The organism is Gordonia paraffinivorans NBRC 108238 (genome assembly GCF_000344155.1).
Classification (GTDB): Bacteria; Actinomycetota; Actinomycetes; order Mycobacteriales; family Mycobacteriaceae; genus Gordonia; species Gordonia paraffinivorans.
The window spans coordinates 26373-49845 of record NZ_BAOQ01000002.1 but is presented as its reverse complement, the minus strand read 5'-3'; the positions used below and the strand labels follow the sequence as shown (position 1 = coordinate 49845).

Annotated in this window: 19 protein-coding genes; 12 read left to right on the top strand and 7 right to left on the bottom strand. The window is 68.7% G+C overall.

From position 1 onward, the window contains the following. Positions 1–166: 166 nt before the first annotated feature. Positions 167–1312, top strand: coding sequence for a hypothetical protein (locus GP2_RS01140; protein WP_006898606.1), 1146 nt, complete (start codon positions 167–169; stop codon positions 1310–1312). After that, positions 1309–2616, top strand: coding sequence for a mannose-6-phosphate isomerase, class I (gene manA, locus GP2_RS01135; RefSeq protein ID WP_006898605.1), 1308 nt, complete (start codon positions 1309–1311; stop codon positions 2614–2616). The genes GP2_RS01140 and manA overlap by 4 nt, the downstream gene beginning before the upstream one ends. Before the next feature lie 16 nt (positions 2617–2632). Here manA and eccE read toward each other — a convergent pair whose 3' ends face one another. Further along, a complete protein-coding gene (gene eccE, locus GP2_RS01130; protein WP_040526170.1) occupies positions 2633–4351 on the bottom strand; it encodes a type VII secretion protein EccE in 1719 nt (572 codons plus the stop codon). A gap of 196 nt (positions 4352–4547) precedes the next feature. Between eccE and eccB the strand changes: the two genes are divergently transcribed. Then, entirely contained in the window at positions 4548–6026 is a 1479-nt protein-coding gene (eccB, locus tag GP2_RS01125) for a type VII secretion protein EccB (protein ID WP_006898603.1), read from the top strand. Between the two features lie 32 nt (positions 6027–6058). On the opposite strand, the gene hpxO is transcribed toward eccB, so the two are convergent. Next, positions 6059–7216 carry an FAD-dependent urate hydroxylase HpxO gene (gene hpxO / locus GP2_RS01120; RefSeq protein WP_040526188.1) on the bottom strand — a complete coding sequence of 386 codons (1158 nt, stop codon included), beginning with the start codon at positions 7214–7216 and terminating at the stop codon, positions 6059–6061. A 129-nt stretch (positions 7217–7345) separates the two neighbouring features. Further along, positions 7346–7972 (bottom strand): TetR/AcrR family transcriptional regulator, encoded by a 627-nt coding sequence (locus GP2_RS01115; protein ID WP_006898600.1) that lies wholly within the window; start codon positions 7970–7972, stop codon positions 7346–7348. Between the two features lie 109 nt (positions 7973–8081). Between GP2_RS01115 and GP2_RS01110 the strand changes: the two genes are divergently transcribed. The 5 genes from GP2_RS01110 (at position 8082) to nrdF (ending at position 13415) form a co-directional block, all read left to right on the top strand. Continuing rightward, complete coding sequence (locus GP2_RS01110; RefSeq protein ID WP_006898599.1) at positions 8082–8639, top strand: NAD(P)H-dependent oxidoreductase; 558 nt, start codon at positions 8082–8084, stop codon at positions 8637–8639. Between the two features lie 439 nt (positions 8640–9078). Next, positions 9079–9315, top strand: a complete 237-nt coding sequence (locus GP2_RS01105; protein WP_006898598.1) for a redoxin NrdH — start codon at positions 9079–9081, stop codon at positions 9313–9315. Positions 9316–9596: 281 nt separating this feature from the next. Beyond that, on the top strand, positions 9597–10058 hold the full coding sequence (nrdI, locus tag GP2_RS01100) for a class Ib ribonucleoside-diphosphate reductase assembly flavoprotein NrdI (RefSeq protein WP_006898597.1): 462 nt from the start codon (positions 9597–9599) through the stop codon (positions 10056–10058). Positions 10059–10156: 98 nt separating this feature from the next. Beyond that, positions 10157–12349 (top strand): class 1b ribonucleoside-diphosphate reductase subunit alpha, encoded by a 2193-nt coding sequence (nrdE, locus tag GP2_RS01095; protein ID WP_006898596.1) that lies wholly within the window; start codon positions 10157–10159, stop codon positions 12347–12349. A gap of 67 nt (positions 12350–12416) precedes the next feature. Then, positions 12417–13415, top strand: coding sequence for a class 1b ribonucleoside-diphosphate reductase subunit beta (gene nrdF / locus GP2_RS01090; protein WP_006898595.1), 999 nt, complete (start codon positions 12417–12419; stop codon positions 13413–13415). A gap of 62 nt (positions 13416–13477) precedes the next feature. On the opposite strand, the gene GP2_RS01085 is transcribed toward nrdF, so the two are convergent. Both GP2_RS01085 and GP2_RS01080 read right to left on the bottom strand, forming a co-directional pair. After that, positions 13478–14278, bottom strand: coding sequence for an SWIM zinc finger family protein (locus GP2_RS01085; protein ID WP_006898594.1), 801 nt, complete (start codon positions 14276–14278; stop codon positions 13478–13480). Next, a complete protein-coding gene (locus GP2_RS01080) occupies positions 14275–17250 on the bottom strand; it encodes a DEAD/DEAH box helicase (RefSeq protein ID WP_006898593.1) in 2976 nt (991 codons plus the stop codon). The genes GP2_RS01085 and GP2_RS01080 overlap by 4 nt, the downstream gene beginning before the upstream one ends. 134 nt (positions 17251–17384) lie before the next feature. On the opposite strand from GP2_RS01080, the gene GP2_RS21785 reads away from it, so the two are divergent. Further along, positions 17385–17531, top strand: a complete 147-nt coding sequence (locus tag GP2_RS21785) for a hypothetical protein (protein ID WP_006898592.1) — start codon at positions 17385–17387, stop codon at positions 17529–17531. 62 nt (positions 17532–17593) lie between these two features. Here GP2_RS21785 and GP2_RS01075 read toward each other — a convergent pair whose 3' ends face one another. Beyond that, the gene (locus GP2_RS01075) at positions 17594–18082 is read right to left on the bottom strand and encodes a beta-class carbonic anhydrase (protein WP_006898591.1); all 489 of its coding nucleotides are present in this window, start codon (positions 18080–18082) and stop codon (positions 17594–17596) included. Positions 18083–18228: 146 nt separating this feature from the next. Continuing rightward, the gene (locus tag GP2_RS01070) at positions 18229–19203 is read right to left on the bottom strand and encodes an ABC transporter substrate-binding protein (RefSeq protein ID WP_006898590.1); all 975 of its coding nucleotides are present in this window, start codon (positions 19201–19203) and stop codon (positions 18229–18231) included. A 311-nt stretch (positions 19204–19514) separates the two neighbouring features. Here GP2_RS01070 and ctaD point away from each other — a divergent pair, with 311 nt between their 5' ends. From ctaD to GP2_RS01055, 3 genes are all read left to right on the top strand, one after another. Next, positions 19515–21299, top strand: a complete 1785-nt coding sequence (gene ctaD / locus GP2_RS01065) for an aa3-type cytochrome oxidase subunit I (protein WP_006898589.1) — start codon at positions 19515–19517, stop codon at positions 21297–21299. Positions 21300–21302: 3 nt separating this feature from the next. After that, positions 21303–22544, top strand: coding sequence for a phosphoserine phosphatase SerB (serB, locus tag GP2_RS01060; RefSeq protein WP_083900167.1), 1242 nt, complete (start codon positions 21303–21305; stop codon positions 22542–22544). An 83-nt stretch (positions 22545–22627) separates the two neighbouring features. Continuing rightward, positions 22628–23449, top strand: coding sequence for a peptidyl-tRNA hydrolase (locus GP2_RS01055; protein WP_006898587.1), 822 nt, complete (start codon positions 22628–22630; stop codon positions 23447–23449). Positions 23450–23473 lie beyond the last annotated feature (24 nt).

The following is a 23473-nucleotide window of genomic DNA, read 5'->3' as shown; positions in this document are numbered from 1 at the left end:
CCACGCGCACGGCGCGACACCCGTCCACCTCGCGCTGGGCGCGACCTCCGTCCACACGGACGCACCCGACACCGTCATCTCCCGATCCGGGACGATTCCCCGGATCGGGCCCACGAGTGTGTCGTGTAGCGGGACGGGTGTCACCGTGGCTGGCTACGCTGGTCCCATGCGTACCGGTGCCCCCGACCTCGACGACGCCGAGGAGTTGCTCTCCGCGGACGCCGACGGTCTGTTGCGGACCGTCGCGCTCGCGGGGGCCCAGATCCGGGCCACCGCCGAGGCTGTCCGCGAGGGTGCGCTCGCACCACTTGCCGAGTTGCGGCCGCGCAGCGTGGTCGTCGTGCACGGTGCCGGCGAGGTGTCCCATCGGGCCGCCGGGCTGATCGTGGCCGCCGTCGCGTCCCGGATCGACGTGCCGGTGGTCACCGCTCCGGTCCTGCCGGGCTGGGTGGGCCCCCTCGACGTGGTCGTCGTGGCGGGCGAGGACGCCGGGGACATGGCGCTCGCCGATGCCGCCGCGCGCGCCGGGCGGCGCCGCGCGGAGGTGGTCGTGGCCGCGCCGATTGCGGGACCGCTACGGGATGCGTTGGGCGGCAACGGGATCGATCTCTCCCCGCGCTTCGACCTGGAACCGCGGTTCCGGTTCTTCGGATTCGTCGCCGCGCTGCTGGCGGTGTTCGGCGCGCTCACCCAGGTGCGGATGACGGGTCCGGTGCCGGCCCTCGACGACCTGGCCGACGCCCTCGACGCCGAGGCCTCGGCCTCGCATCCGAGCCGGGAGACCTTCCGCAACCGGGCCAAGTCCCTCGCCGTCCGACTCCAGGACCGCCCGGCGGTCTGGACCTCGGACTCCCCGGCGGGCACCGTGGTCGCCGCGCATGCGGTGGCGGGCCTCGTCGGCATCGCCGGGGTCGTCGGCGCCGTCGCCGAACTGGCCGAGGTGGCGCGGGCGTCGCGGCTGTTAGCCGCCCGCTCGGGTGGTGCGCCGGCCACCGACTCGATCTTCTACGACCCGGACTTCGACGAGCCGCCGGCCGACCAGGCCCCGCGCATCCTCGTCGTCTCCACCGCGCGCCGGGAGTGGTACACGCGGCAGCGTGTGATGGGGCTCGGCGACGTCGACCTCGTGGTCGGGGTCGACGCGGCCGACCAGCCGGCAGCCGCCGAGGCGCCCCGGTCGGACCTGCGCCCGCTGCCGGGGGAGGACCCGGTCGCCGACGGTCCGGGCGACGTTCTGGACTTCTTGATCGTGGCATTGAGGGTCGAGATGGCGGCGGTGTATCTCCGCCTGATTGGGAACACGGTGCAATGAGGATTCTCGAGGGATTGGTTCGTCCCTACGCGTGGGGTTCGCGTACGGCGATCGCGTCGATCCAGGGCAGGCCTGTCCCGTCGGCGCATCCGGAGGCCGAACTGTGGTTCGGCTCCCACCCGGCGGGTTCGGCGCGCTGCGTCGACGAGTCCGGTCCGGAGCAGCCACTGGTGGACGTGATCTCGGCCGACCCGGTGTCGACTCTCGGGCCGGCGAGCACCGAGGCGTTCGGCGATCGCCTGCCGTTCCTGCTCAAGATCCTCGCCGCCGAGGAGCCCCTGTCGCTGCAGGCCCATCCGTCGGCCGAACAGGCGCGCGAGGGGTTCGAGCGGGAGAACGCGCGCGGACTCGCGCTCGACGCCCGCGACCGCAACTACCGCGACCCCTGGCACAAGCCCGAACTGATGGTCGCGACCACGCCGTTCGACGCCCTCGCCGGATTCCGCGACCCGCACAAGACGATCGAGCTGCTGCGGGAACTACAGGTCAGCGAGCTCGACCATTACCTGGGAATGCTGGCCGGACAACCGGATTCGGAGGGGCTCCGGGCGGTCTTCACCACCTGGCTGACCCTTCCCGAGGCGATGATCCGCCGGCTCGTCCCGGCGGTGCTGCACGGCGCAGTCGAGGTGCTGGCGCAGGGGCGGACGCAGTTCACCGCCGAGCTGCGCACGCTGTGCGAGCTCGGCGAGGACTATCCCAACGACCCCGGCGTGCTCGCCTCCCTTCTGCTGAACCGCGTGCACCTCGAGCCGGGCCAAGGACTGTACCTGCCGGCGGGCAATCTCCACGCCTACCTCCGGGGCACCGGCGTGGAGATCATGGCCAACTCCGACAACGTCCTCCGCGGCGGACTGACGCCCAAGCACATCGACGTGCCCGAGTTGCTGCGCATCCTCGACTTCACCCCGGTCGACCCGGCCGACCTGACGCCGTCGGTGCGCACCCTCGGCGCCGAGCAGATCTACCTCACCCCGGCCCCGGAGTTCCGGTTGTCGCGGGTCGAGTTGGACGGCACGGGACTGCGTCACGCCTCGTCGATCTGCTTCGACATGCCCGGACCGCAGATTCTCTCGGTGCTCAGCGGGGCCATCGAGGTGCGGCCGGTGGACGGGACGCCGCTGACCGTGCCGGCGGGTCGTGCGCTGTGGATCACCGACTCCGACCCCGACGTCATCGTCCATGCCGCGTCGTCGCGAACGGTGTTCTACCGGGCGCTCGTGCCGGTGGCGGTGTCGTCTGCCGGCGACGCCGAGGCGGGCGGGGTCGCGGTCGGGGAGCACGCGTCGGCCGCTGTCGACTGACCTCGCTCGGGCGCGTTCAGCGCGCGGCGGCCGCCGGTTCGGGATAGCCGCCGATCAGCGTCCACTCGTCCGGCGTCGCGACCATCGTCACGAGTACCGGGGGTCTCCCGGCCGTCAGTGAGAGATCCTGTGGCGCACGGGGATTCTGGGTCACCGTCACCGTGTGGCCGCCGGTCGGGTCGTCGAGTCCGGGCGCGGTGATGATCATGCGGGTCGTGTCGGCCCGGGGTGGCGGCGGCGTCACGCCGTCGGCGATGACCAGTGCCGGTCCGGGCCGTGCCGTTGCGCGGTCGTCGGCCAGCGACAGGGCGCTCGGATCGGCCACGGCATTCACCAGCGGTGCCCACCGGTGCGGACGGTCGGTGTGGATGCGGACCGCGGCCCCGACGGCGACCGCGCGCAGTGCGATCTGTGCGACGACGTGGAGTCCGGCGGACACCGCGACCGTCGCGATGCCCGGCCCGACGAGGCGGGTCGCCACCGCGCGCCCGGCATGGTCGGCGCCGATCAGCTGGCCGCAGCCGCCCGCCGGCAGCCGCACCGAGCGGAGGAATTCCCGTGCCTCCTCGCCCCTCAGCGCCGGGAGATCCCGATCGAGGCGGGTCGGGGTCGCGATCGGCAGACTCACGCCGAGCGCGTCGAACTGGCGTCCGTCGAGAGGCACCAGGCCCTCCGGCCAGGTCGCCAGCGCGCGGTGGGCACCCGGGAACTCGTTGAAGCGGACGAAAGCGGCGACCTCCACCTCGCCGCGGTCGTTGCGCGAGCGACGATCGGTGGAGACATGGCGGAGGCGAACGGTGAGGGTTGTCGACACGGCGGGATTGACCCAGACGTCGCGGATGGTCGCCGTCAGCGCTGCCGGTTCTACTGCCGCACTGCGGATCCGGAGTCCGGCGACCCCCACCGAGTCCCACTCCTCCTCCAGCGAGTCGATGCCGGCGCCCTCGGTGAGCTGCGTGGTGACCGAGGTGATCTGGGCGGCCGACAGGATCGTCGTCCTCAGCCCGTGCTCGCCGAGGCGTTTGGCGACGCGGCGTGTGGTGATCGTCGCGGTGCGCAAGGCCCCGGTGGCGCCTCCGCCTCGTCGTGCCACCGCGTCCGGGCAGTCGAGCGGGTCCAGGCGCAGGACGACGAAGATCGACCGCTGGGCCGTCGCGGCCAGCGGACCGAGCGTGCGTTCGTAGGTCGACGGTGCGACGCCCGAACCCCACACGCGCACACCGTGGCTGATGACCTCGACGGAGCTCAGGACGATGTCGTAACGGTTGACGCAGTCGGCGAGGGCGTCGAGCGGGACGAGCTGTCCGGCCTCCTCGGCGAGCGTGCTCGATCCCGGGGCGAGGTAGGTCACCGCCGGACCGCCCGGGTCGACGCGGATGACCGTCACGAGGGTGTCGCCGACCCACCGCGCGCCGATCGTCGTGGGTGCCGACGGGCGTCGGGCCGAGGGATGGCTTGCCGGGCCGGCGAGCGGGACGTCGAACGGCGCCGGCGCCAGATCCGATGCACTGCGCCGCACCCGGGACCAGGAGAACGCGGCACGTCCGGCCAGGCGCCCGAACAGCGACGGGCGTCCGCGGAAGCGGATCAGTCCGGCGGCGAGGACGGCCGCGACGGCGAGGGCCGCCGCTCCCCACACGCTTGCCGACGCCGTCCAGATGACGAGCCCGGCGGCGAGGATCACCTCGACCACCACGAGTGTGCGCATCGCTGCCGCACGCGAGTTCGCGTCCACGCTTCGGCCCCCCAGTTCCCCCGATACGGCGTCGTCGACGCCTCCGCCGGCGGGTGTCCACAGCCGCCGAGCCCCACCTGTCGGGGGCCTGTTCGTCGGTTAGGCTACTACCGCGCGGCGGGGGGTACGCCGCGAGAGATCACAACCGTCCACGGCCTGCCCGGCTGCTGTGCCGACGGTGCGGACAGGGGGAGTCGTGGCACGTCAACTGACGACCAAGGCTCAGGTCAACGGCTACCGCTTCCTCATCAAGCGCCTCGAGCACGCCCTCGTGCGCCGTGACGTGCGGATGCTGCACGACCCGATGCGTTCCCAGTTGCAGGCCCTCGTGGTCGGCACGGTGCTCGGCCTCCTCGTCCTCGGCGGCTGCGGCGTGTGGGGCCTCGTCCGCCCGCAGGGTTCGGTCGGCGACGCGAAGATCATCGTCGGCAAGAACAGCGGAAGCACCTACGTGCTGGTCGAGGACACCCTGCACCCGGTGCTCAACCTCGCGTCGGCGCGACTGATCTCCGGCAGTGCCGAGAAGCCGGCGTCGGTGGCCGACGGAAAGTTGAAGTCCTACCCGCGCGGCCCGTTGCTGGGCATCCCGGGCGCACCGGGCTCGCTGCCGTCCTCGGCGCACAAGGGGACCTCGACGTGGACGGTGTGCGACACCACCGAGGTCTCCGACGACGGCTCGGCGGAATCCATCCGACAGACGGTCATCGGGGACCGCCCCGTCCTCGACGAGGCCACCGCGAGCACCACCGCGCCGCCAGACGCGATCCTGGTGCGGTCGGACGACGCGACCTTCCTCGTCTACCAGCTGTTCCGGAACGGTTCGTGGAGCCCGATGCGCGCCGAGATCGACACCGACAGCGCGCCGGTCATGCGCGCCCTCGGACTCGAGGGCACGACGCCACGCCGCATGTCGCCGGGCCTGCTCAACGCCTTCCCCCTCGTCGATCCGATCGCGGTGCCGACGATCCCCGGGGCGGGCGAGCGGGGGGCCGTCGAGGGGATGACCGTCGGTTCGGTGGTGAGGTCGGTGGGCGTCGACGACGAGACCAGCTATCACCTCGTCCTGCGAGACGGGGTTCAACAGATCGGCGAGCCGGCCGCGGAGATCCTGCAGCTCGCCGACAGCAAGGGGAATGCGGAGGTGCGGACGGTGCCGCCGGGGCGTCTCGCCAGCCTGAAGGTGGTCGACACCTTGCCCATCTCCGACTTCCCGCAGCTCACACCGACCCTGCTCGGCGCCTCGGCCGACCCGACCCTGTGCCGCACCTGGACCAGGGCGTCCGGTGAGCCCCGGGCCGAGACCATGTTGCTGGCCGGGCGGGACCTGCCCTTGAGATCCGGCGCGGTGCCGGTGCGTCTCACGTCGGCGGACGGCTCCGGACCGGGACTCGACCAGGTGTACCTGCCGCCGGGATCGGGGGAGTACCTGCAGGTGACCGGCAACGAGGACAACTCGACGCGTAAGGAGTCGCTGTTCTACGTCAATGATTCGGGCGTGCGGTTCGGCATCCCGGACCCGCAGACGGCCGAGATGCTCGGTCTGGCCGGGGAGCCCGCTCCCGCGCCGTGGTCGGTGGTGTCGCTGCTCGCCCCGGGGCCGACGCTCTCACGAGAGGCCGCGCTCGTCGCGCACGACGGTCTGAAGACCTCGGCGATCGAACGCGACGGGGAGTAGTCCCGCGGTCCAGGGGTGCGGCGGGCACGCCGTCAGGTGAGCGGGCCGCCGATGATGTTGCCCACGATGCCGCGGATGATGGTGGTGCCGTCCTCGTGCCGGAGCTCGTCGTACCAGGCCGCGGTCTTCTCGGGATCCTTGCCGTGGGTGACGTCGCACCGCTTGCGGGCACGGAGCACGAGATCGCCGGCGCGTTCGGTGCGGGCGGCCTGGTAGGCGGCCAGCGCGGCTGACACATCGTCGGGATTGTCTTCGAACGCGAACTGCAGGGCCACTGCGTCCTCCATCGCGGAGCAGCCGCCCTGGCCGATGTCCGGGGTGGTGTTGTGGGCGGCGTCGCCGAGCACCGCCACACGGCCCTTCACCCAGGTGTGGAACGGGTCGAGGTCGCAGATCTCGACCCGGTTCGTCGTCGCCGGATCGAGTTTGTCGATGAGTGTCTGCACACCCGCTGCCCAGTCGGCGAACTCCGCGGCGAGGAACTCGCGGGCGGTGCCGCGTTCGAACGGCACCCCTTCGGGCATCGGGACGTCGAAGAAGAAGTAGAAGCGGTTGCCGGCGACCGGCATCACCGAGACACGTCGTGAATCTCCCACGTACGTGGTCCATTCCGTTGCCGGGCCGATCCGCTCGTCCACCTCGACGAGGCCGTTGAAGTTGACGTAGCCGGCGTAGCGGCGCTCCACGGGGTGGCCCAGCACGTATTCGCGGGTCAGCGACCTGGCGCCATCGGCGCCGATCACCAGGTCGCCGGAATCGCTGGTGCCGTCGGCGAATTCGACGGTGGCCCGGTCGCCGTCGTCGTGGACGGCCACCACCTTCTTGCCGAAATGGATGTCGTCGAACCCGTAGGCGTTCATCAGCATCAGCTGCAGTTCGGCGCGCGCGATCGGGTACGGGCGCTGGCCGACCTCGTCGATGAGCGGCTGCATGCTGAAGCGGCACATCGTCTCACCGGTGAAGGCGTCGACGTAACTCATCGAGTCGACGATGCCGCCGAGCTCGGCGGTCTCCTTCTCCAGGCCGAGGTGGTTCAGGCATTTGACGCCGTTGGACCACACCGAGATCGCGGCACCGACGGGCTTGTTCTCGGTGACCTGTTCGTAGACCTCGACCTCGATGCCGAGCTGTTTGAGCGCGATCGCCGCAGACATCCCGCCCATTCCCGCGCCGACGATCACTGCCTTCACTCTCACCACCGCTTCCTCGTCCACGAGCACCGCCACGCCCCGGCCGGGTCCGAGGGTGGTGGTCACCAGGCTAAGACGACATGGGACCGCGCGCGCGACGAGCGGCCGGCGGTGTGACGAGGGGATCGCTCAGTGTGTGCGGCGGGCGCGGACGAGGTCGGTGACCATCCGTTGCCACTGTGCGGTGATGGTCTCGAGGTCGAATCCGACCTCCTGCATGAGGTATCGGACCGATCCGGCCGACATCGGGGCCTGCACGGTCAGCGCCATGAACTCGACGTCGTCGTCGAAACCCAGCTGTCGCAGCAGGATTCGAACGTGTTGGGTCGACGCCCGGCCGGCCGGGTGGGTGAGGAAGTCCTCGGCGGTCCCGCCGGCCTCGAGCAGGATGTCGAGGTGGTCGCAGGTGAGCTTCAGTCGTGCCCGGCCGTAGGCGAGCAGTCGCTCGAGCGGCGGCGCCCCGGGACCGAGAGGTTCGGGGCCCGACAGGTAGGCCTGCTGCATCTCGGATTCGGAGTGGTCGAGCAAGGCCAGCATCAGGCCGGTGCGATTGCCGAAGCGGCGGAACACTGTGCCCTTGCCCACACCTGCCTCGCGTGCGACCGCCTCCATGGTGACCGCGGAGGCCCCGTGGTGGTCGATGAGGTTCTTGGCGGCGGCCAGCAACAACCGCCGGTTACGTGCGGCGTCGGCACGTTCGGTCTCCGCGTTGGTGACGGAGATCTGGATCGGGGAGTGGTCGGGGCCGTTCGACACGTGACGAGGGTAACTCTTGACCTCGGACGGGAATCAATCGGACCCTGGTCCGGTTAGAGATTGCGTAACCGGTCCACGAGGGCCGAGTAGCCACTTCGAAAGGAATGTCATGTCGGATCGAGCCGTCGAACTCGTCGCGCTGGTCGGTAGCCTCCGGGCAGCCTCCGTCAACCGCCAGCTGGCCCAGGTGGCCGCGGACAACGCCCCGGCCGGTGTCAATGTCACCGTCATCGACAACCTCGGCTCCCTGCCGTTCTACAGCGAGGACATCGACGTCGAGGGCCGGCTCGACCCCGCCGTGGTCGCACTGCGCGAGGCTGTCGGCAAGGCCGACGGCGTGCTCATCGCCACCCCTGAGTACAACGGCTCCATCCCGGCCGCGCTGAAGAACGCCATCGACTGGCTCTCGCGCCCGTACGGCAACGGCGCGCTCAACGGCACCCCGGTCGCGGTCTTCTCCGCGGCGCTCGGGCAGTACGGCGGCCAGTGGACCCGCGAGGACACCCGCAAGTCGGTGGGTGTCGCCGGCGGCCGCGCCATCGAGGAGGCCGACCTCGGCCTGCAGATCCCCGCGCTGCCCGAGAGCGGTCTGAACCACCCGGAGATCGTGGAGAAGGTCGTCGCCTCGGTGAACCGTCTCGTCGCCGAGGTGGCCGTCAACGCCTGAGGCCTGTTCCTTCTCTCTCATACGCCGCGCCGGGTGGACTGCCACCCGGCGCGGCGTCGTCCTGTCAGGGGGGCGGCTACGGGGTCGGGCAGACCGTTCGTGTCCGTTCCGTGACCGGACTGTGGACTGTCGGTGCACACGTTGTGGAGCACTGTTGGACAACCTGTGGGCGACACGCCGGGAGTGCCGGCGACACGCCGGAATTTGAGATCGTGCACCCCTGCGACCTGCATGTCTTTCACCGATGTTATTCACAACCCCTTGTGGTGGCATGAAATGTCAGCCACTAGGTGTAGTGTTTCCAGTACCAGCGAAGCAGGCGCCGAGGGCGGGCATCGATCCTCGGAGAAGGCCCTGGAAGCGGTGACACAGATCACCATCTTCACGCTGGGAAACCGCACGTCACTGGCGATTCACACACGACTGAGGAGAACACTCGATGTCTTCGATCACCGTCTACACCAAGCCGGCATGCGTCCAGTGCAACGCCACCTACAAGGCCCTCGACAAGCTGGGTCTCTCCTACGAGGTCGTCGACATCAGCCAGGACCCGGAGGCCCGTGACTACGTCATGGCGCTCGGCTACCTGCAGGCCCCGGTCGTGGTCGCCGGCGACGAGCACTGGTCGGGCTTCCGTCCGGATCGCATCAAGAAGCTCGCCACCGCAGCCGCCTGATCTGTTCGTCGGGTCCCGTCACGACGCCGACGCCGGTGTGATCCGAAGGGGAAGCCGGATCCGCGGCGACGCGATGTGACGAGATGCCGGAGAACCGGGTGCCGAAGAACCGGATATCCCGGAACGCAGCACCGAGGAGTGGCGATCCCGGGAACGGGAAGCGGCCACATCGGTCCAGTTGTCATCGAGAAGTCCACACGCCGTCGTCGCCGGCCATCAGGCCGGGGCGGACGGCGGTGGCGCGAGTCGTCAATCGTCACCATGAGGATTTGGAGTCGGACATGTCGGCAGCATCGCCGTTGATCGTCTACTTCTCCTCTGTCTCCGAGAACACCCACAGGTTCGTCGAGAAGCTTCGGATGCGCGCCGTGCGGATCCCGCTGACCGGCGGGGCCGAGGGGTTCCGGGTCGACGAGCCCTACGTGCTGATCTGTCCCACGTATGGTGGAGGCAAGGTCGGACAGACCGGCGGGTTCGTTCCCAAGCAGGTGATCCGCTTCCTCAACGACCAACACAACCGGTCGTTCATCAGGGGGGTGATCGCCGCGGGCAACTCGAACTTCGGCGAGGAGTTCTGCTACGCCGGCGACATCATCGCGCGGAAATGCCGCGTGCCCTATCTGTACCGATTCGAGTTGATGGGCACCACCGACGACGTCGAGCGCGTGCGCGCGGGACTCGCCGAGTTCGCCCAGAGCCAGGCGTTCGCCGACGGGCCGTCGCTGCACGCCACGTCCGCCTGACCGGCGCCGAGCGCGTCGCCCCGGGCCCGCCGTCCCTGTCCTGTCACAGCCCTCTCATACCCTGCACCCAAGGTTCCAGCCACAAGGAGTCATCTGTCGTGTCGCCCACCGTCACCGTCTCGGACACCACCTCAGCCAGCAAGTCGGGCGTTCATGCCGGTCCGTCGGGGCACGACCCCGCCGAGCTCGACTACCACGCGCTCAACGCGATGCTCAACCTGTACGATGCGGACGGCAAGATCCAGTTCGACAAGGACCGCGAGGCGGCCCGGCAGTACTTTTTGCAGCACGTCAACCAGAACACGGTCTTCTTCCACGACCTCGACGAGAAGCTCGACTACCTCCTCGAGGAGAACTACTACGAGCCCGAGGTCCTCGAGAAGTACAGCCGCGAGTTCGTCAAGGAGCTCTTCGGCCACGCCTACAAGAAGAAGTTCCGCTTCCCGACGTTCCTCGGGGCGTTCAAGTACTACACCAGCTACACGCTGAAGACCTTCGACGGGAAGCGCTACCTCGAGCGCTTCGAGGATCGCGTCTGCATGGTCGCGCTGACGCTGGCCGACGGCGACACCGCCCTCGCACGCGACCTCGTCGACGAGATCATCGACGGCCGCTTCCAGCCGGCGACCCCGACCTTCCTGAACTCGGGCAAGAAGCAGCGCGGCGAGCCGGTCTCGTGCTTCCTGCTGCGCATCGAGGACAACATGGAGTCGATCGGCCGCGCGATCAACTCGGCGCTGCAGCTGTCCAAGCGCGGCGGCGGTGTCGCGTTGCTGCTGAGCAACATCCGCGAGCACGGCGCCCCGATCAAGAAGATCGAGAACCAGAGCTCGGGCGTCATCCCGATCATGAAGCTGCTCGAGGACTCGTTCTCCTACGCCAACCAGCTCGGCGCCCGTCAGGGCGCGGGTGCGGTGTACCTGCACGCGCACCACCCCGACATCCTGCGCTTCCTCGACACCAAGCGCGAGAACGCCGACGAGAAGATCCGCATCAAGACGTTGTCGCTGGGCGTCGTCATCCCGGACATCACGTTCCACCTGGCCAAGGCCAATGACGACATGTACCTGTTCAGCCCGTACGACGTCGAGCGCGTCTACGGCGTGCCGTTCGCCGACGTCAACGTCACCGAGCGCTATCACGAGATGGTCGAGGACCGGCGCATCCGCAAGACCAAGATCAACGCGCGCGAGTTCTTCCAGACCCTCGCCGAGCTGCAGTTCGAGTCGGGCTACCCGTACATCATGTTCGAGGACACGGTGAACCGGTCCAACCCGATCGACGGCAAGATCACGCACTCCAACCTGTGCTCGGAGATCCTGCAGGTCTCGACGCCGTCGACCTTCAACGACGATCTGTCCTACTCCCATGTGGGCAAGGACATCTCGTGCAACCTCGGCTCGCTGAACATCGCCAAGACGATGGACTCGCCCGACATCGGCAAGACCATCGAGGTCGCCATCCGCGGTCTCACCGCGGTCAGCGACCAGACCGCCATCACCTCGGTGCCGTCGATCGAGCGGGGCAACAACGAGTCCCACGCCATCGGCCTGGGGCAGATGAACCTGCACGGCTTCCTCGCCCGCGAGCGGATCTTCTACGGCAGCGAAGAGGGCATCGACTTCACGAACATCTACTTCTACACGGTCACGTTCCACGCGATCCGGGCGTCGAACGAGATCGCCAAGGAGCGCGGCCGGGCGTTCGCCGGCTTCGAGAAGTCGAAGTACGCCAGCGGCGAGTTCTTCGAGAAGTACATCACCCAGGTGTGGGAGCCGAAGACCGAGAAGGTGCGGGAGCTGTTCTCGCGGTCGGGGATTCACATCCCGACGCAGGACGACTGGCGCGAGCTGAAGGAGTCGGTGCAGCGCTACGGCATCTACAACCAGAACCTGCAGGCCGTGCCGCCGACCGGTTCGATCAGCTACATCAACCACTCGACCAGCTCGATCCACCCGGTCGCGGCGAAGATCGAGATCCGCAAGGAAGGCAAGATCGGTCGCGTCTACTACCCGGCGCCGTACATGACCAACGAGAACCTGGAGTACTACCAGGACGCGTACGAGATCGGGTACGAGAAGATCATCGACACCTATGCCGCGGCGACGCAGCACGTCGACCAGGGCCTGAGCCTGACGCTGTTCTTCAAGGACACCGCCACCACGCGCGACGTCAACCGGGCCCAGATCTACGCGTGGCGCAAGGGGATCAAGACGCTGTACTACATCCGCCTCCGCCAGATGGCCCTCGAGGGGACCGAGGTCGAGGGCTGCGTGTCGTGCATGCTGTGATCCGCAGCGGCGCGGCAGATTCAGATACTTCCGGACTCCACTCGAACCACCAGATGAGGAAGATTCGATGACCTCCACGCACAGCCCCGCCGACGGCGCACCCATCAAGCTGATCGACCGGGTGTCGGCGATCAACTGGAACCGCGTCCCCGACGAGAAGGACGCCGAGGTCTGGGATCGCCTGACCGGCAACTTCTGGCTGCCGGAGAAGGTCCCGGTGTCCAACGACATCCAGTCGTGGAGCACGCTGACCGACTACGAGAAGCAGCTCACCATGCGGGTGTTCACCGGCCTGACGCTGCTCGACACCATCCAGGGCACGGTCGGCGCGGTGTCGCTGATCCCGGACGCCACCACCCCGCACGAGGAGGCGGTGCTCACCAACATCGCGTTCATGGAGTCGGTGCACGCCAAGTCCTACAGCTCGATCTTCTCGACGCTGTGTTCCACCAAGGAGATCGACGAGGCCTTCCGCTGGTCGGAGGAGAACGAGAACCTCCAGCGCAAGGCGCACATCGTCATGGACTACTACCGTGGCGACGACCCGCTCAAGCGCAAGGTCGCCTCGACGCTGCTCGAGTCATTCCTGTTCTACTCGGGCTTCTACCTACCGATGTACTGGTCGAGCCGCGCCAAGCTCACCAACACCGCCGACCTCATCCGCCTCATCATCCGCGACGAGGCCGTCCACGGCTACTACATCGGCTACAAGTACCAGCGCGGCCTGGAGACCCAGTCGCCGGAGCGCCGTCAGGAGCTCAAGGACTACACCTTCGAGCTGCTGTTCGAGCTGTACGACAACGAGAGCGACTACACCGAGGCTCTCTACGACGAGGTCGGACTCACCGAGGACGTCAAGAAGTTCCTGCGCTACAACGCCAACAAGGCCCTGATGAATCTCGGCTACGAGGCGATGTTCCCGAAGGACGAGACCGACGTGAACCCGGCGATCCTGTCGGCGCTGTCGCCGAACGCCGACGAGAACCACGACTTCTTCTCGGGATCCGGCAGCTCGTACGTCATCGGCAAGGCCGTCAACACCGAAGACGAGGACTGGGACTTCTAGTCGGTCAGGATTTCGTAGAAGTGGTAGGCGCTATGCGCCTACCACTTCTACGAAATCCATTGCTACGCATCGCCGGAGGTCATGCGGTCGTACAGGTCGCCGAGTTCGTCGATGGCCTCGGCGATGTCGGCCGGCGCCACGCCGGTCGCGCGCAGGGCCGCCCGCAACTCCGTACCGTCCAGTGCGGTCAGCGGATTCATCGGTGACACGGACGGCGGCGGGGGAAGTGGGGTGGTCGTCCCGTAGAAGTCGTCGAAGGTCAGGGGCGCGGGCGCTTCGTCGGGCGCCGCCGCCGTGGCCGGGCGCGCGTCGATCTCGGCGAGCAGGCCACGCAGGTCCGTCCCCATCACGGTGAGCAGCGTGAGCGGCGAGCGGTCGATCTCGGCTGCCACCTCGTAGGCGGTGGCGAGCGCGTGCACGCAACGTGGCGCCTCGTCGGGACAGGTGCAGTCGGTGGCGACGTCGGCCGATTCGGTCGGCAGGAGCAGCTCACCGAGGATCGGCGGTTGTTCACCGCGGGGGAGCCGCATGAGCTCGTCGACCCCGCCGCGATCACGGAGCAGGTCGGCGAGGGTCGGTGTGTCGACGGTGCGCATGGTGATGATCACCCCGAACGGCTCGAGCTGGGTGCCCTCCACCGACGACGTCACCCGGCCCGCGCCGATCCGCAGGCCGCGGACGTGACGATCGCGAAAGTACCTGCGCGCCTTGGTGATGTGCCGGCTGTCGGCCACCGACGAGCCGTCGGGTCCTCGTCCTTCCACGACGTTGACGAATGCCCGCGACCACGGGGTGAGCGCATAGCCGCGCACGGCGATGGTGCTTCGTGCGTTCTTCCGGCCGGTGGACTTGCGTGCGCTCATTCGCTCACCGCCTCGTCACGCAGGCGCAACAGTTCGAACAGCTCGTCGTCGGCGAGGTCGGAGACCCAGTTCTCGCCGGCGGCGACGGTCAGCCTGGATAGCTCCCGCTTGCGGCTGATCATGTCGTCGATCCGCTCCTCGATCGTTCCCACGCAGACGAACCGGTGCACCGACACCTTCTGGTCCTGCCCGATCCGGTAGGCGCGGTCGGTGGCCTGGTCCTCGACCGCGGGGTTCCACCACCGGTCGATGTGGATGACGTGGTTGGCGGCGGTCAGGTTGAGGCCCGTTCCGCCGGCCTTGAGGGTCGCGAGCATCACCGGCGGGCCGTCGTCGGACTGGAATTCCGCGACCATCCGGTCGCGTTCGGCGCGGCCGAGACCGCCGTGCAGCAGCGGGATCCCGGTGCCGAACTCCTCGGACAGCCAACCCGACAGCATCTCGCCGAAGGCCGCGAACTGGGTGAAGACCAGGGCTCGATCGCCCTCGTCGGCGACCGTCGAGACGATGTCGGAGAGCAGTTCGACCTTGCCGGAGCGATGTTCGCCGTCACGGAGCAGTCCGGTGCCGTCGGCGAGGTAGTGCGCGGGATGGTTGCAGATCTGCTTGAGTCGCGTGAGTGCGGCCAGCACGTTGCGCCGGCGCAGCGTGCGTTGTTGCTTGTCGCGCAGGGCCTCCATGAGTTCGTCGATCACCGCGCGGTACAGCGCAGCCTGTTCGACGGTGAGGTTGGCGCGTACCGCGAAGTCGGCCTTCTCCGGCAGGTCCGCGGCGATCGCCGGGTCGGTCTTCTCGCGCCGCAGGATGAACGGCCGGGTGATCGCCGACAGCCGACGCAACGCGCCGGTGTCGCGGTCGCGTTCGATGGGTTCTGCGTACCGTGCACGGAACACCGACGCCGACCCCAACAACCCCGGGTTCACGAGGTCGATGACGGCGCGCAGATCCTCGAGACGGTTCTCCACAGGGGTGCCGGTGAGGGCGAGCCGACGGTCGGCGGGGATGGTTCGTACCGCCTTGGAGGCGATGGTGTTCACGTTCTTCAGGTGCTGCGCCTCGTCGACGACGACCCGATGCCACGGTCGCGACGACAGCAGTTCGTGGTCGCGGGCCGCGATGGCGAAGGTCGTGATCACGACGTCGGAGGAGTCGCGGACCGCCTCGAACATCGATCCCGACGCGCGCGTCGGCCCGTGATGGACTGCGACGCGCAGTGATGGGGCGAAGCGGGTGAGCTCGCGAGACCAGTTGCCGACCAGCGACATCGGGCAGACCACGAGTGTCGGGGCGCGGGGCGGCTCGTCGGTATCGGTGCGTTCGTGGCATTCGAGCGCGATCACCTGCAGCGTCTTGCCGAGACCCATGTCGTCGGCGAGGACGCCGCCGACGCCGAGCCGCGACAGGTGGACGAGCCAATCCAGGCCGCGCTGCTGATACGGACGCAGGGTGGCTTCGAGCGACGCCGGGACAGCGACCGGTTCGGGACGGATGGTGCCGGTGGCGGCGATGTCGTCGAGCCACGACAGCCCCTCCACCCGGGTGACGGGCACCGGGATCGCGTCCGACGCCCCGGTGACCAGGCCGAACAGCTCCCCGAAGTCCGCCGGGGGTTGCGAGCCGGCGAGGGCGCGCTGTGTCGCGACGAACGTGGCGGCGCGGGTGAGCGCCGCACCCTCGGCGCGCACCCAGACGCCGCGGACGCGCACGAGATCGCCCTTCTGTCCGGACAGTTCGTCGAGGTCGGCATCGGTGAGGACGAGCGCGTCAGGCGAATCCCCCAGCGCCAGGCGCCATTCGAACTCACGGATCTCACGCAGGCCGACCATCGCCGCCGGGGCGCCGCCTCCCGGAGGCGGCACTGCGCGCAATGCGAGGCTCGGCCGGACCTCGGCGATGGTACGGGGCAACAGCACCGGGATGCCGACCGCACCGAGGGCGGCGGCGCCGGTGGCGAACAGTTCGGCGGCGACCTCGGTGGGCAGCAGGAAGTCCAGCGAGCCGCGGTCGGGGTCGGCGTGGTCGAGCTCGGGGAACGCCCGCACCGCCTCGGCGAGCGCTGTCGTCACCTCGTCGAGTTCATGGGCGTCGAGCCGGTGGGGTGCCACCGGTTCGATCTGGCCGTCGATGCTGCGCCGGCAGACCTCGAGCCGCCAGCGCGAGTTGTGCGCGAGCTCATCCCGGGTGGGCAGGTCGAACGACTCGTCGTCCCAGGCGTCGTCCCAGTGGCCCTCTGCGAGATCGTCGTATTCGGGTTCGTGGAGCCGGAAGATGAGCGACGGGTCGTCGCGCACGGTGCCGGTGTTCCACTTCAGCCAGCTGCTCGCCGCCCGTGAGAGGCGGTCGGGCGAGCAGGGCGCGGCGGCATCGGGGCCGGGCAGGAGCGCTCGCACCACGGGTGACTCCGGCGCCGGCCGTCCCCACCTCGGGGTGGACCGTTCGATCGCGGCGCGACATTCGTGGTCGACGAGTTCGGTCAGGAAGTCGTCGATCGCCGAACCGGTGCCGTTGTGCAGCAACGCATCCGGTGCGGAGCCCAGGGCGACGGCATGCCAGCTGCGCCATGTGGGGGTGGGGACGGCACCCCACCGCAGCAGCCACTCGTCAGCGACGTGGGCCACCGTCGGGGCCACCGCACCTGCGGCGACGAAGGACCGCACACCGTCGAGCAGATACCGGTACCAGCGGACGTCACCAACGACCTCGACCGTCCGCGAGGCGTCCAGCAACGCGACCGCCGTGGTGATGCCCAGGGTGGCGGCCCGCACGAACCGTCGACGGTCGCCTTCGCCGATGACCGGGATCTCGCTGCGGAAACGGCGATTGCCGAGCACCTCGCGCAAGGGTTCGGCGAGCTCGGCCGGGTCGCCGTCGACCCACACCGACATCCCCACACCCGGTCGCCACAGGGCGTGCAGGGGTGGGCTGGGCGTGGTGGCGGAATCCGGGCCGCCGGGCTGCGGTTGCGATGGCATGAAGAATCAACCGCCAGTCTATCGGCGGCGGCCGACAGGCCGGATTCCGCAGAGCCGGTTTTCCCGCCTCCGACGGGGTAGGACAGAGGTATCGGCGACCCGCGTTCCGCGGGCGCGAGAACGAGGAGTCACCCATGGGGAAGTCCGATCGGAAGACCGAACACGCGAAAGGCACCGAGGAGGTCCGCAAGGACCCACCGGGGCCGAAGGATCACGGCCGCGAAGGCGGCATGGCGACCCGGGAGAACGCGCCCGATGCGGTGAAGCGGTCCGACGACTGACCGAGACCCCGTATGCAGACCGACCGGGCACCCGCGCGGGTGCCCGGTCGGTGGTGTGACCGTCAGTCGACCTCGCGCAGCAGTCCGGTCGCGACGTCGAAGACGAAGCCGCGCAGCGAGGTGGTCTTGGTGATGAACGGGCTGTTCTTGATGCGGTTGAGCGACTGACGGACGTCCTCGTCGACGTCGGTGAACGACTCGGCGGCCCACTCCGGTTTCTGGCCGATCTCGTTCTGGATATCGCGCTTGAAGTCGTCGTCGGTGAAGGTCAGCATGCCGCAGTCGGTGTGATGGATCAGCACGATCTCGGTGGTGCCGAGCAGTCGCTGGCTGATGGCCAGCGAGCGGATCTCGTCGGCGGTGACCACGCCGCCGGCGTTGCGGATGACGTGGGCCTCGCCTTCCTTGATGCCGAGAACGCGGTAGACGTCCAGGCGTGCATCCATACAGGCGACGATGGCTATGTGCTTGCTCGGCGGCAGGGGCAGGGGACCGGAGAAGGTCTTGGCGTATTCGGCGTTGTTGGCCAGGTACTCGTCGGTGACAGTCATGCGCCAACAGTGATGGGTCCGAATCCGGGATGCGAGGTTTTGACCTGGGCTGAGTGAAACGGGTGACCCTGCGCGTCACGGGTGCTCGCGGTCTGGCGCAGGTGCGGCCTGCCATGACCGTTGGGTCGCCTCCGTCCGCGTATCTCTCAGGAGTTGCCGTCGAGTGAGCCCTTGACGTCGTTGAGCACCAGCCACGCGGCCGCCAGGCCGGAGGAGTCGTACCAGATCTGGTCGTTGACGGCGAGGACGCGCTTCCACATCGAGGCGCCCAGGTTCAGCCACTCGTCGCTGAGGAGAACCTTCTCGGCGTGCTTCTGGCCTTCCTCGCCTTCCCAGCTCACATAGATGAGGTCGCCCTCTGCGTCGCGGAAGTCCTCCGAGTCGACGGGGAAGGAGTCGGGCACCCGCTGCGCGGCCGGCCGCTGGACGCCGATCTCGGCAAGGATCTGCCCGGCGAAGGTGTCGGTGCCGGCGATGGTCTCCGAGTCCGGGCCGAACCGGACCAGCGACACCTGCGTGTGGGAGGCGTCCATCCGCCTGCCGGTCTTGCGGGCCTCGGTCGAGAACTCGGCGAGTCGTGCGCGTCCCGCCTCGCTGCGACCGACCGCGTCGGCCACCGCCTGGAACTGCTCCTGCCATGTCCCGTCCGGGATCGTGACCGCGCGCACCGCCCCGAACGGCCTCGCCGACGACGTGGTCTGCGGGGTGGTCAGGACGAGATCGGCATCGGCCTCCGAGACCGCGGCGGCGTCGGGCGTGGTCCCGATCGTCGGCACAGCGTTCAACTGGGGGCCGAGATAAGCGGGAACGGAGCCCGGCGCGGCCGTCACCGCGACCGCCTTGTCGCCGATGCCGAGGGCGCAGAGCGCATCGAGCAGCGTCGGATCGGTCACCACGATGCGGGTGACGTCGGTGGCGCCGGGGTCGGCGGCGGTGGGGGCCAGGCAGGTCTTCGCGTAGTCGCGGTCGGCCGAGACGATGTTGACCTCGGCCACCCGTGTGACGGTGGTGGAGATGGGGGAGCCGTCGGGCGTGGTCAACGGCTCGTCGCCGGAACATCCCGCCGACGCCGCGATGACCACACCGAGAAGAGCTGCCGCACAGATCGCGCGCTTCCGCATACTCCTACCCCTGCTCTGCACCCGCCCAACCTAGCACCGGCCACATCGCGCCGGGCGTAGGCTTTCCCCGGTGGCCGCGCGACCGTCGGCCACCCATCCCGGAGGGGTGCCGGAGCCCATTGGCGCGTCGCGGGGAAATGGCTTTGAGCACGGTCGATGTGGTCGCCCGGGTCGGAAATACGACAGATCGTAGGACCCGGTCGGCCCGGGCGTCGGGAAGGGTTTAGGATCAGTACCCAGCGCTCGGTTTGTTCATGTGCCGACCGGCGTCCGAAGGGGTTCGGCGTCGAGCTCGGGCAAGAGGAGGATCTGTGACCGCGGTAGACCAACCCACCACGCAAGTGGCTCCAGTGCGTCCATTCCCGGAGCGCTATCAGCCCAAGGGTTCGTTCATCTACAAGCTGCTGACCACGACCGATCACAAGCTGATCGGCATGATGTACATCTCTGCGTGCTTTGCGTTCTTCCTGATCGGCGGCCTCATGGCGCTGCTGATGCGTGGCGAGCTCGCACAACCGGGCATGCAGTTCCTGTCCACGGAGCAGTTCAACCAGCTCTTCACGATGCACGGCACCGTGATGCTGCTGATGTACGCCACCCCGATCGTCATCGGCTTCGCCAACTTCGTGCTGCCGCTGCAGATCGGCTCGCCTGACGTCGCCTTCCCGCGCCTCAACGCGCTGGGCTTCTGGCTCTTCGTCTTCGGCTCCACCGTCGCCCTCGCCGGCTTCATCACCCCGGGTGGTGCCGCCGACTTCGGTTGGACCGCCTACACGCCGCTGACCGACGCGGTCCACAGCCCCGGCCTCGGCGCCGACCTGTGGATCATGGGCCTGGGTGTGTCCGGTCTGGGCACCATCCTCGGTGCGGTCAACATGATCACCACCGTGATCTGCCTGCGTGCCCCCGGCATGACGATGTTCCGCATGCCGATCTTCACCTGGAACATCCTGGTGACCAGCGTCCTGATCCTGCTGATCTTCCCGCTGCTGACCGCCGCCCTGCTGGGCCTCGAGGTCGACCGCCAGTTCGGCGCCCACCTGTACGACCCCGCCAACGGCGGCGTCATCCTGTGGCAGCACATGTTCTGGTTCTTCGGTCACCCCGAGGTGTATGTCATCGCGCTGCCGTTCTTCGGCATCGTCTCGGAGGTCTTCCCGGTCTTCTCGCGTAAGCCGATCTTCGGTTACTCGGGTCTGATCTACGCCACCCTCGCCATCGCCGCCCTGTCGGTCGCGGTGTGGGCGCACCACATGTACGTCACCGGCGCCGTCCTGCTGCCGTTCTTCTCCTTCATGACGTTCCTGATCGCGGTGCCCACCGGCGTGAAGTTCTTCAACTGGATCGGCACGATGTGGCGAGGACACATCACGTTCGAGTCGCCGATGCTGTTCGCCGTCGGCTTCATCGTGACCTTCCTCTTCGGTGGTCTGACCGGCGTCCTGCTCGCGAGCCCGCCGCTGGACTTCCACCTGTCCGACACCTACTTCGTGGTCGCCCACTTCCACTACGTGCTCTTCGGCACCATCGTGTTCGCCACCTACTCGGGCATCTACTTCTGGTTCCCGAAGATGACCGGACGCATGCTCGACGAGCGCCTGGGCAAGATCCACTTCTGGCTGACCTTCATCGGCTTCCACATGACCTTCCTGGTCCAGCACTGGCTGGGCAACGAGGGCATGCCGCGCCGCTACGCCGACTACCTGCCGTCGGATGGCTTCACCACCCTGAACACCATCTCGACCGTCGGTGCGTTCGTCCTCGGCCTGTCGACACTGCCGTTCCTGTGGAACGTTTTCCGCAGCTACCGCTACGGCGAGGTCGTGACCGTCGACGATCCGTGGGGCTTCGGCAACTCGCTGGAGTGGGCCACCTCGTGCCCGCCGCCGCGTCACAACTTCACCGAGCTGCCCCGCATCCGTTCGGAGCGTCCGGCCTTCGAGCTGCACTACCCGCACATGATCGAGCGGATGCGTGCCGAGGCCCACGTCGGTCCGGGCCACAGCGCGGGCCACGACCGTCAGCTCGAGGAAGCTCGTCGCGAGCCGTTCACCGTCGGGTCGCACGAGGGGTCGCCGGATGCCGATCCGCGCTGACCGGTGAGCAACGACTCAACAGGCACTACCGGCACGACTGTTCTCTTCACGGTCACCGGACCAGACCGGCCAGGGGTCACCTCCGTTCTCATGGGGGCCCTGGCCGGTCAGGCCGTTGCACTGCTCGACGTCGAACAGGTCGTGATCCGGGGCCAGCTGACACTCGGCGTGCTGGTGTCCGCCACCGGTGATCCCGAAGCACTTCAGGACGTCGTCGAGCAGGCGATGGCCTCGATCGGCTTCGACGTCCGCGTCGAGATCGGCGCCGATCCGGAGAGTCGGCCGCCGTCGTCGCACGCGGTCGTGATGCTCGGCAGCCCGGTCACCGCGACCGCGTTCAGCGCGGTCGCCGGCGAACTGGCGTCGCAGGGCGGCAACATCGACTCCATCCGCGGCATCGCCGACTACCCGTTGACGGGTCTCGAGCTGATGGTGAGCGTGGCGGGCCGGGGTGGGGTCGCCGCCGATGCCGCGCTCCGCAAGGGTCTCGCCGAGGTCGCCGCCAAGCACTCGGTCGACATCGCCGTCGAGCGGGGCGGTCTGGCCCGCCGGGCCAAGCGCCTCATCGTCTTCGACGTCGACTCCACGCTCATCCAGGGCGAGGTCATCGAGATGCTGGCCGCCAAGGCCGGTCGCGAGGCCGAGGTCGCCGCGGTCACCGAACGCGCCATGCGCGGAGAACTCGACTTCGAGCAGTCGCTGCACGAGCGAGTCGCGGCCCTGGCCGGGCTCGACGCGAGCGTCATCGACGAGGTCGCGGAGTCGCTGCAGCTCACCCCCGGTGCTCGCACGACGATCCGCACGCTGCATCGTCTCGGATTCCACTGCGGTCTCGTGTCCGGCGGATTCCGCCAGGTGATCGACGGCCTCGCGCACGAACTCGAACTCGACTTCGTGCGGGCCAACACCCTCGAGATCGTCGACGGAAAGCTCACCGGCCGCGTGATCGGGGAGGTCGTCGACCGGATGGGCAAGGCGCGTGCGCTGCGCACGTTCGCCGACCAGGTCGGCGTGCCGATGGAACAGACCATCGCGGTCGGTGACGGTGCCAACGACATCGACATGCTCAGCGTCGCCGGGCTCGGCATCGCGTTCAACGCCAAGCCCGCGCTGCGGGAGGTCGCCGACGCGACCCTCAACCATCCGTTCCTCGACGCCGTGCTGTTCATCCTCGGGGTGTCGCGCGACGAGATCGAGGCAGCGGACGCTGCCGACGGCGTCCTCCGTCGCGTCCCGCTGGGCTGAGGCGAGCAACCACGTACCGGCAGTCGCAGGGCGGCTGCCGGTATGTCTTTGTGGTGACCGATGCCGAGAAGCAGGGGTGACGTATGAGCGACGAGCTGACACCACCGACCGTCGAATCGCAGTTGGCAGGATCCGACGACACCGCGCGGGAGAGTGGTGCGGCGGTCCCGGCCTCTCCGGAGGCGATCGTCGCCAACCACCGGCGTCTCGTCGGGTACGTCGGCGGCGGTGAGGATCCGGAGGATCCCGCGGCCGTCCTCGCGATGCCGATGGTGCTGCGCATCGAGAAGAACGATCCGCCCGACCGCACCGACCTGCTGACCGCCGCCGCGCGAGCCGTCGCCCTGCTGTGCCTCGACGACCGGGCGGCCGGCGACGGACCCTGGGCAACTGCGATGGACGACTGGTGCAACGCGCGCATCCGCAAGATCGCCCGGCGCGCTCGAGGGGCGCAATGGGCTGCCGCACAAGAGGTGTGGGGCGTGACCGCGTCGGAGGGCAGCGCCCAGGCGCGCGCCTTCGTGCCCGGCCGGGTCGGCGATCTCGACCGCCGGATCAAGAAGCTGCAGATCGGCGGCACCGAGGTCGAGGGTGAGCTGCCGACCGATCCGCCGGCGGGTGGCGTCGTGCTGTGGACCAATCCCGAACTCGACATGACGGTCGGCAAGCTCGCCGCGCAGGTCGGGCACGCCGCGATGCTCGCGGTGAAGCTGCTCACTCCGGAGGAGACGGTGCGGTGGCGGATCGCCGGGTGTCCACTGGCCGTTCGCGAGGCGACCCCGGACCGGTGGCGAGGACTGCTCGCCGCCGACGCCGCGGGACATGCGGTCGCGGTGCGCGACGCCGGGTTCACCGAGATCGCGCCGGGTTCGGTGACTGTCATCGCACAGGTGGCCCGGGCCTGAGATCATCGGCGGAAACGGTCGGAC

Excerpts from the sequence above, each read along its gene's own strand:
- GP2_RS01110 (WP_006898599.1), top strand. The coding sequence starts at position 8,082 with ATGTCGGATCGAGCCGTCGAACTCGTCGCGCTGGTCGGTAGCCTCCGG.
- nrdI (WP_006898597.1), top strand. The coding sequence starts at position 9,597 with ATGTCGGCAGCATCGCCGTTGATCGTCTACTTCTCCTCTGTCTCCGAG.
- GP2_RS01080 (WP_006898593.1), bottom strand. The coding sequence starts at position 17,250 with ATGCCATCGCAACCGCAGCCCGGCGGCCCGGATTCCGCCACCACGCCC.
- GP2_RS01105 (WP_006898598.1), top strand. The coding sequence starts at position 9,079 with ATGTCTTCGATCACCGTCTACACCAAGCCGGCATGCGTCCAGTGCAAC.
- nrdF (WP_006898595.1), top strand. The coding sequence starts at position 12,417 with ATGACCTCCACGCACAGCCCCGCCGACGGCGCACCCATCAAGCTGATC.
- GP2_RS21785 (WP_006898592.1), top strand. The coding sequence starts at position 17,385 with ATGGGGAAGTCCGATCGGAAGACCGAACACGCGAAAGGCACCGAGGAG.
- GP2_RS01075 (WP_006898591.1), bottom strand. The coding sequence starts at position 18,082 with ATGACTGTCACCGACGAGTACCTGGCCAACAACGCCGAATACGCCAAG.
- manA (WP_006898605.1), top strand. The coding sequence starts at position 1,309 with ATGAGGATTCTCGAGGGATTGGTTCGTCCCTACGCGTGGGGTTCGCGT.
- GP2_RS01070 (WP_006898590.1), bottom strand. The coding sequence starts at position 19,203 with ATGCGGAAGCGCGCGATCTGTGCGGCAGCTCTTCTCGGTGTGGTCATC.
- GP2_RS01085 (WP_006898594.1), bottom strand. The coding sequence starts at position 14,278 with ATGAGCGCACGCAAGTCCACCGGCCGGAAGAACGCACGAAGCACCATC.
- GP2_RS01140 (WP_006898606.1), top strand. The coding sequence starts at position 167 with ATGCGTACCGGTGCCCCCGACCTCGACGACGCCGAGGAGTTGCTCTCC.
- GP2_RS01055 (WP_006898587.1), top strand. The coding sequence starts at position 22,628 with ATGAGCGACGAGCTGACACCACCGACCGTCGAATCGCAGTTGGCAGGA.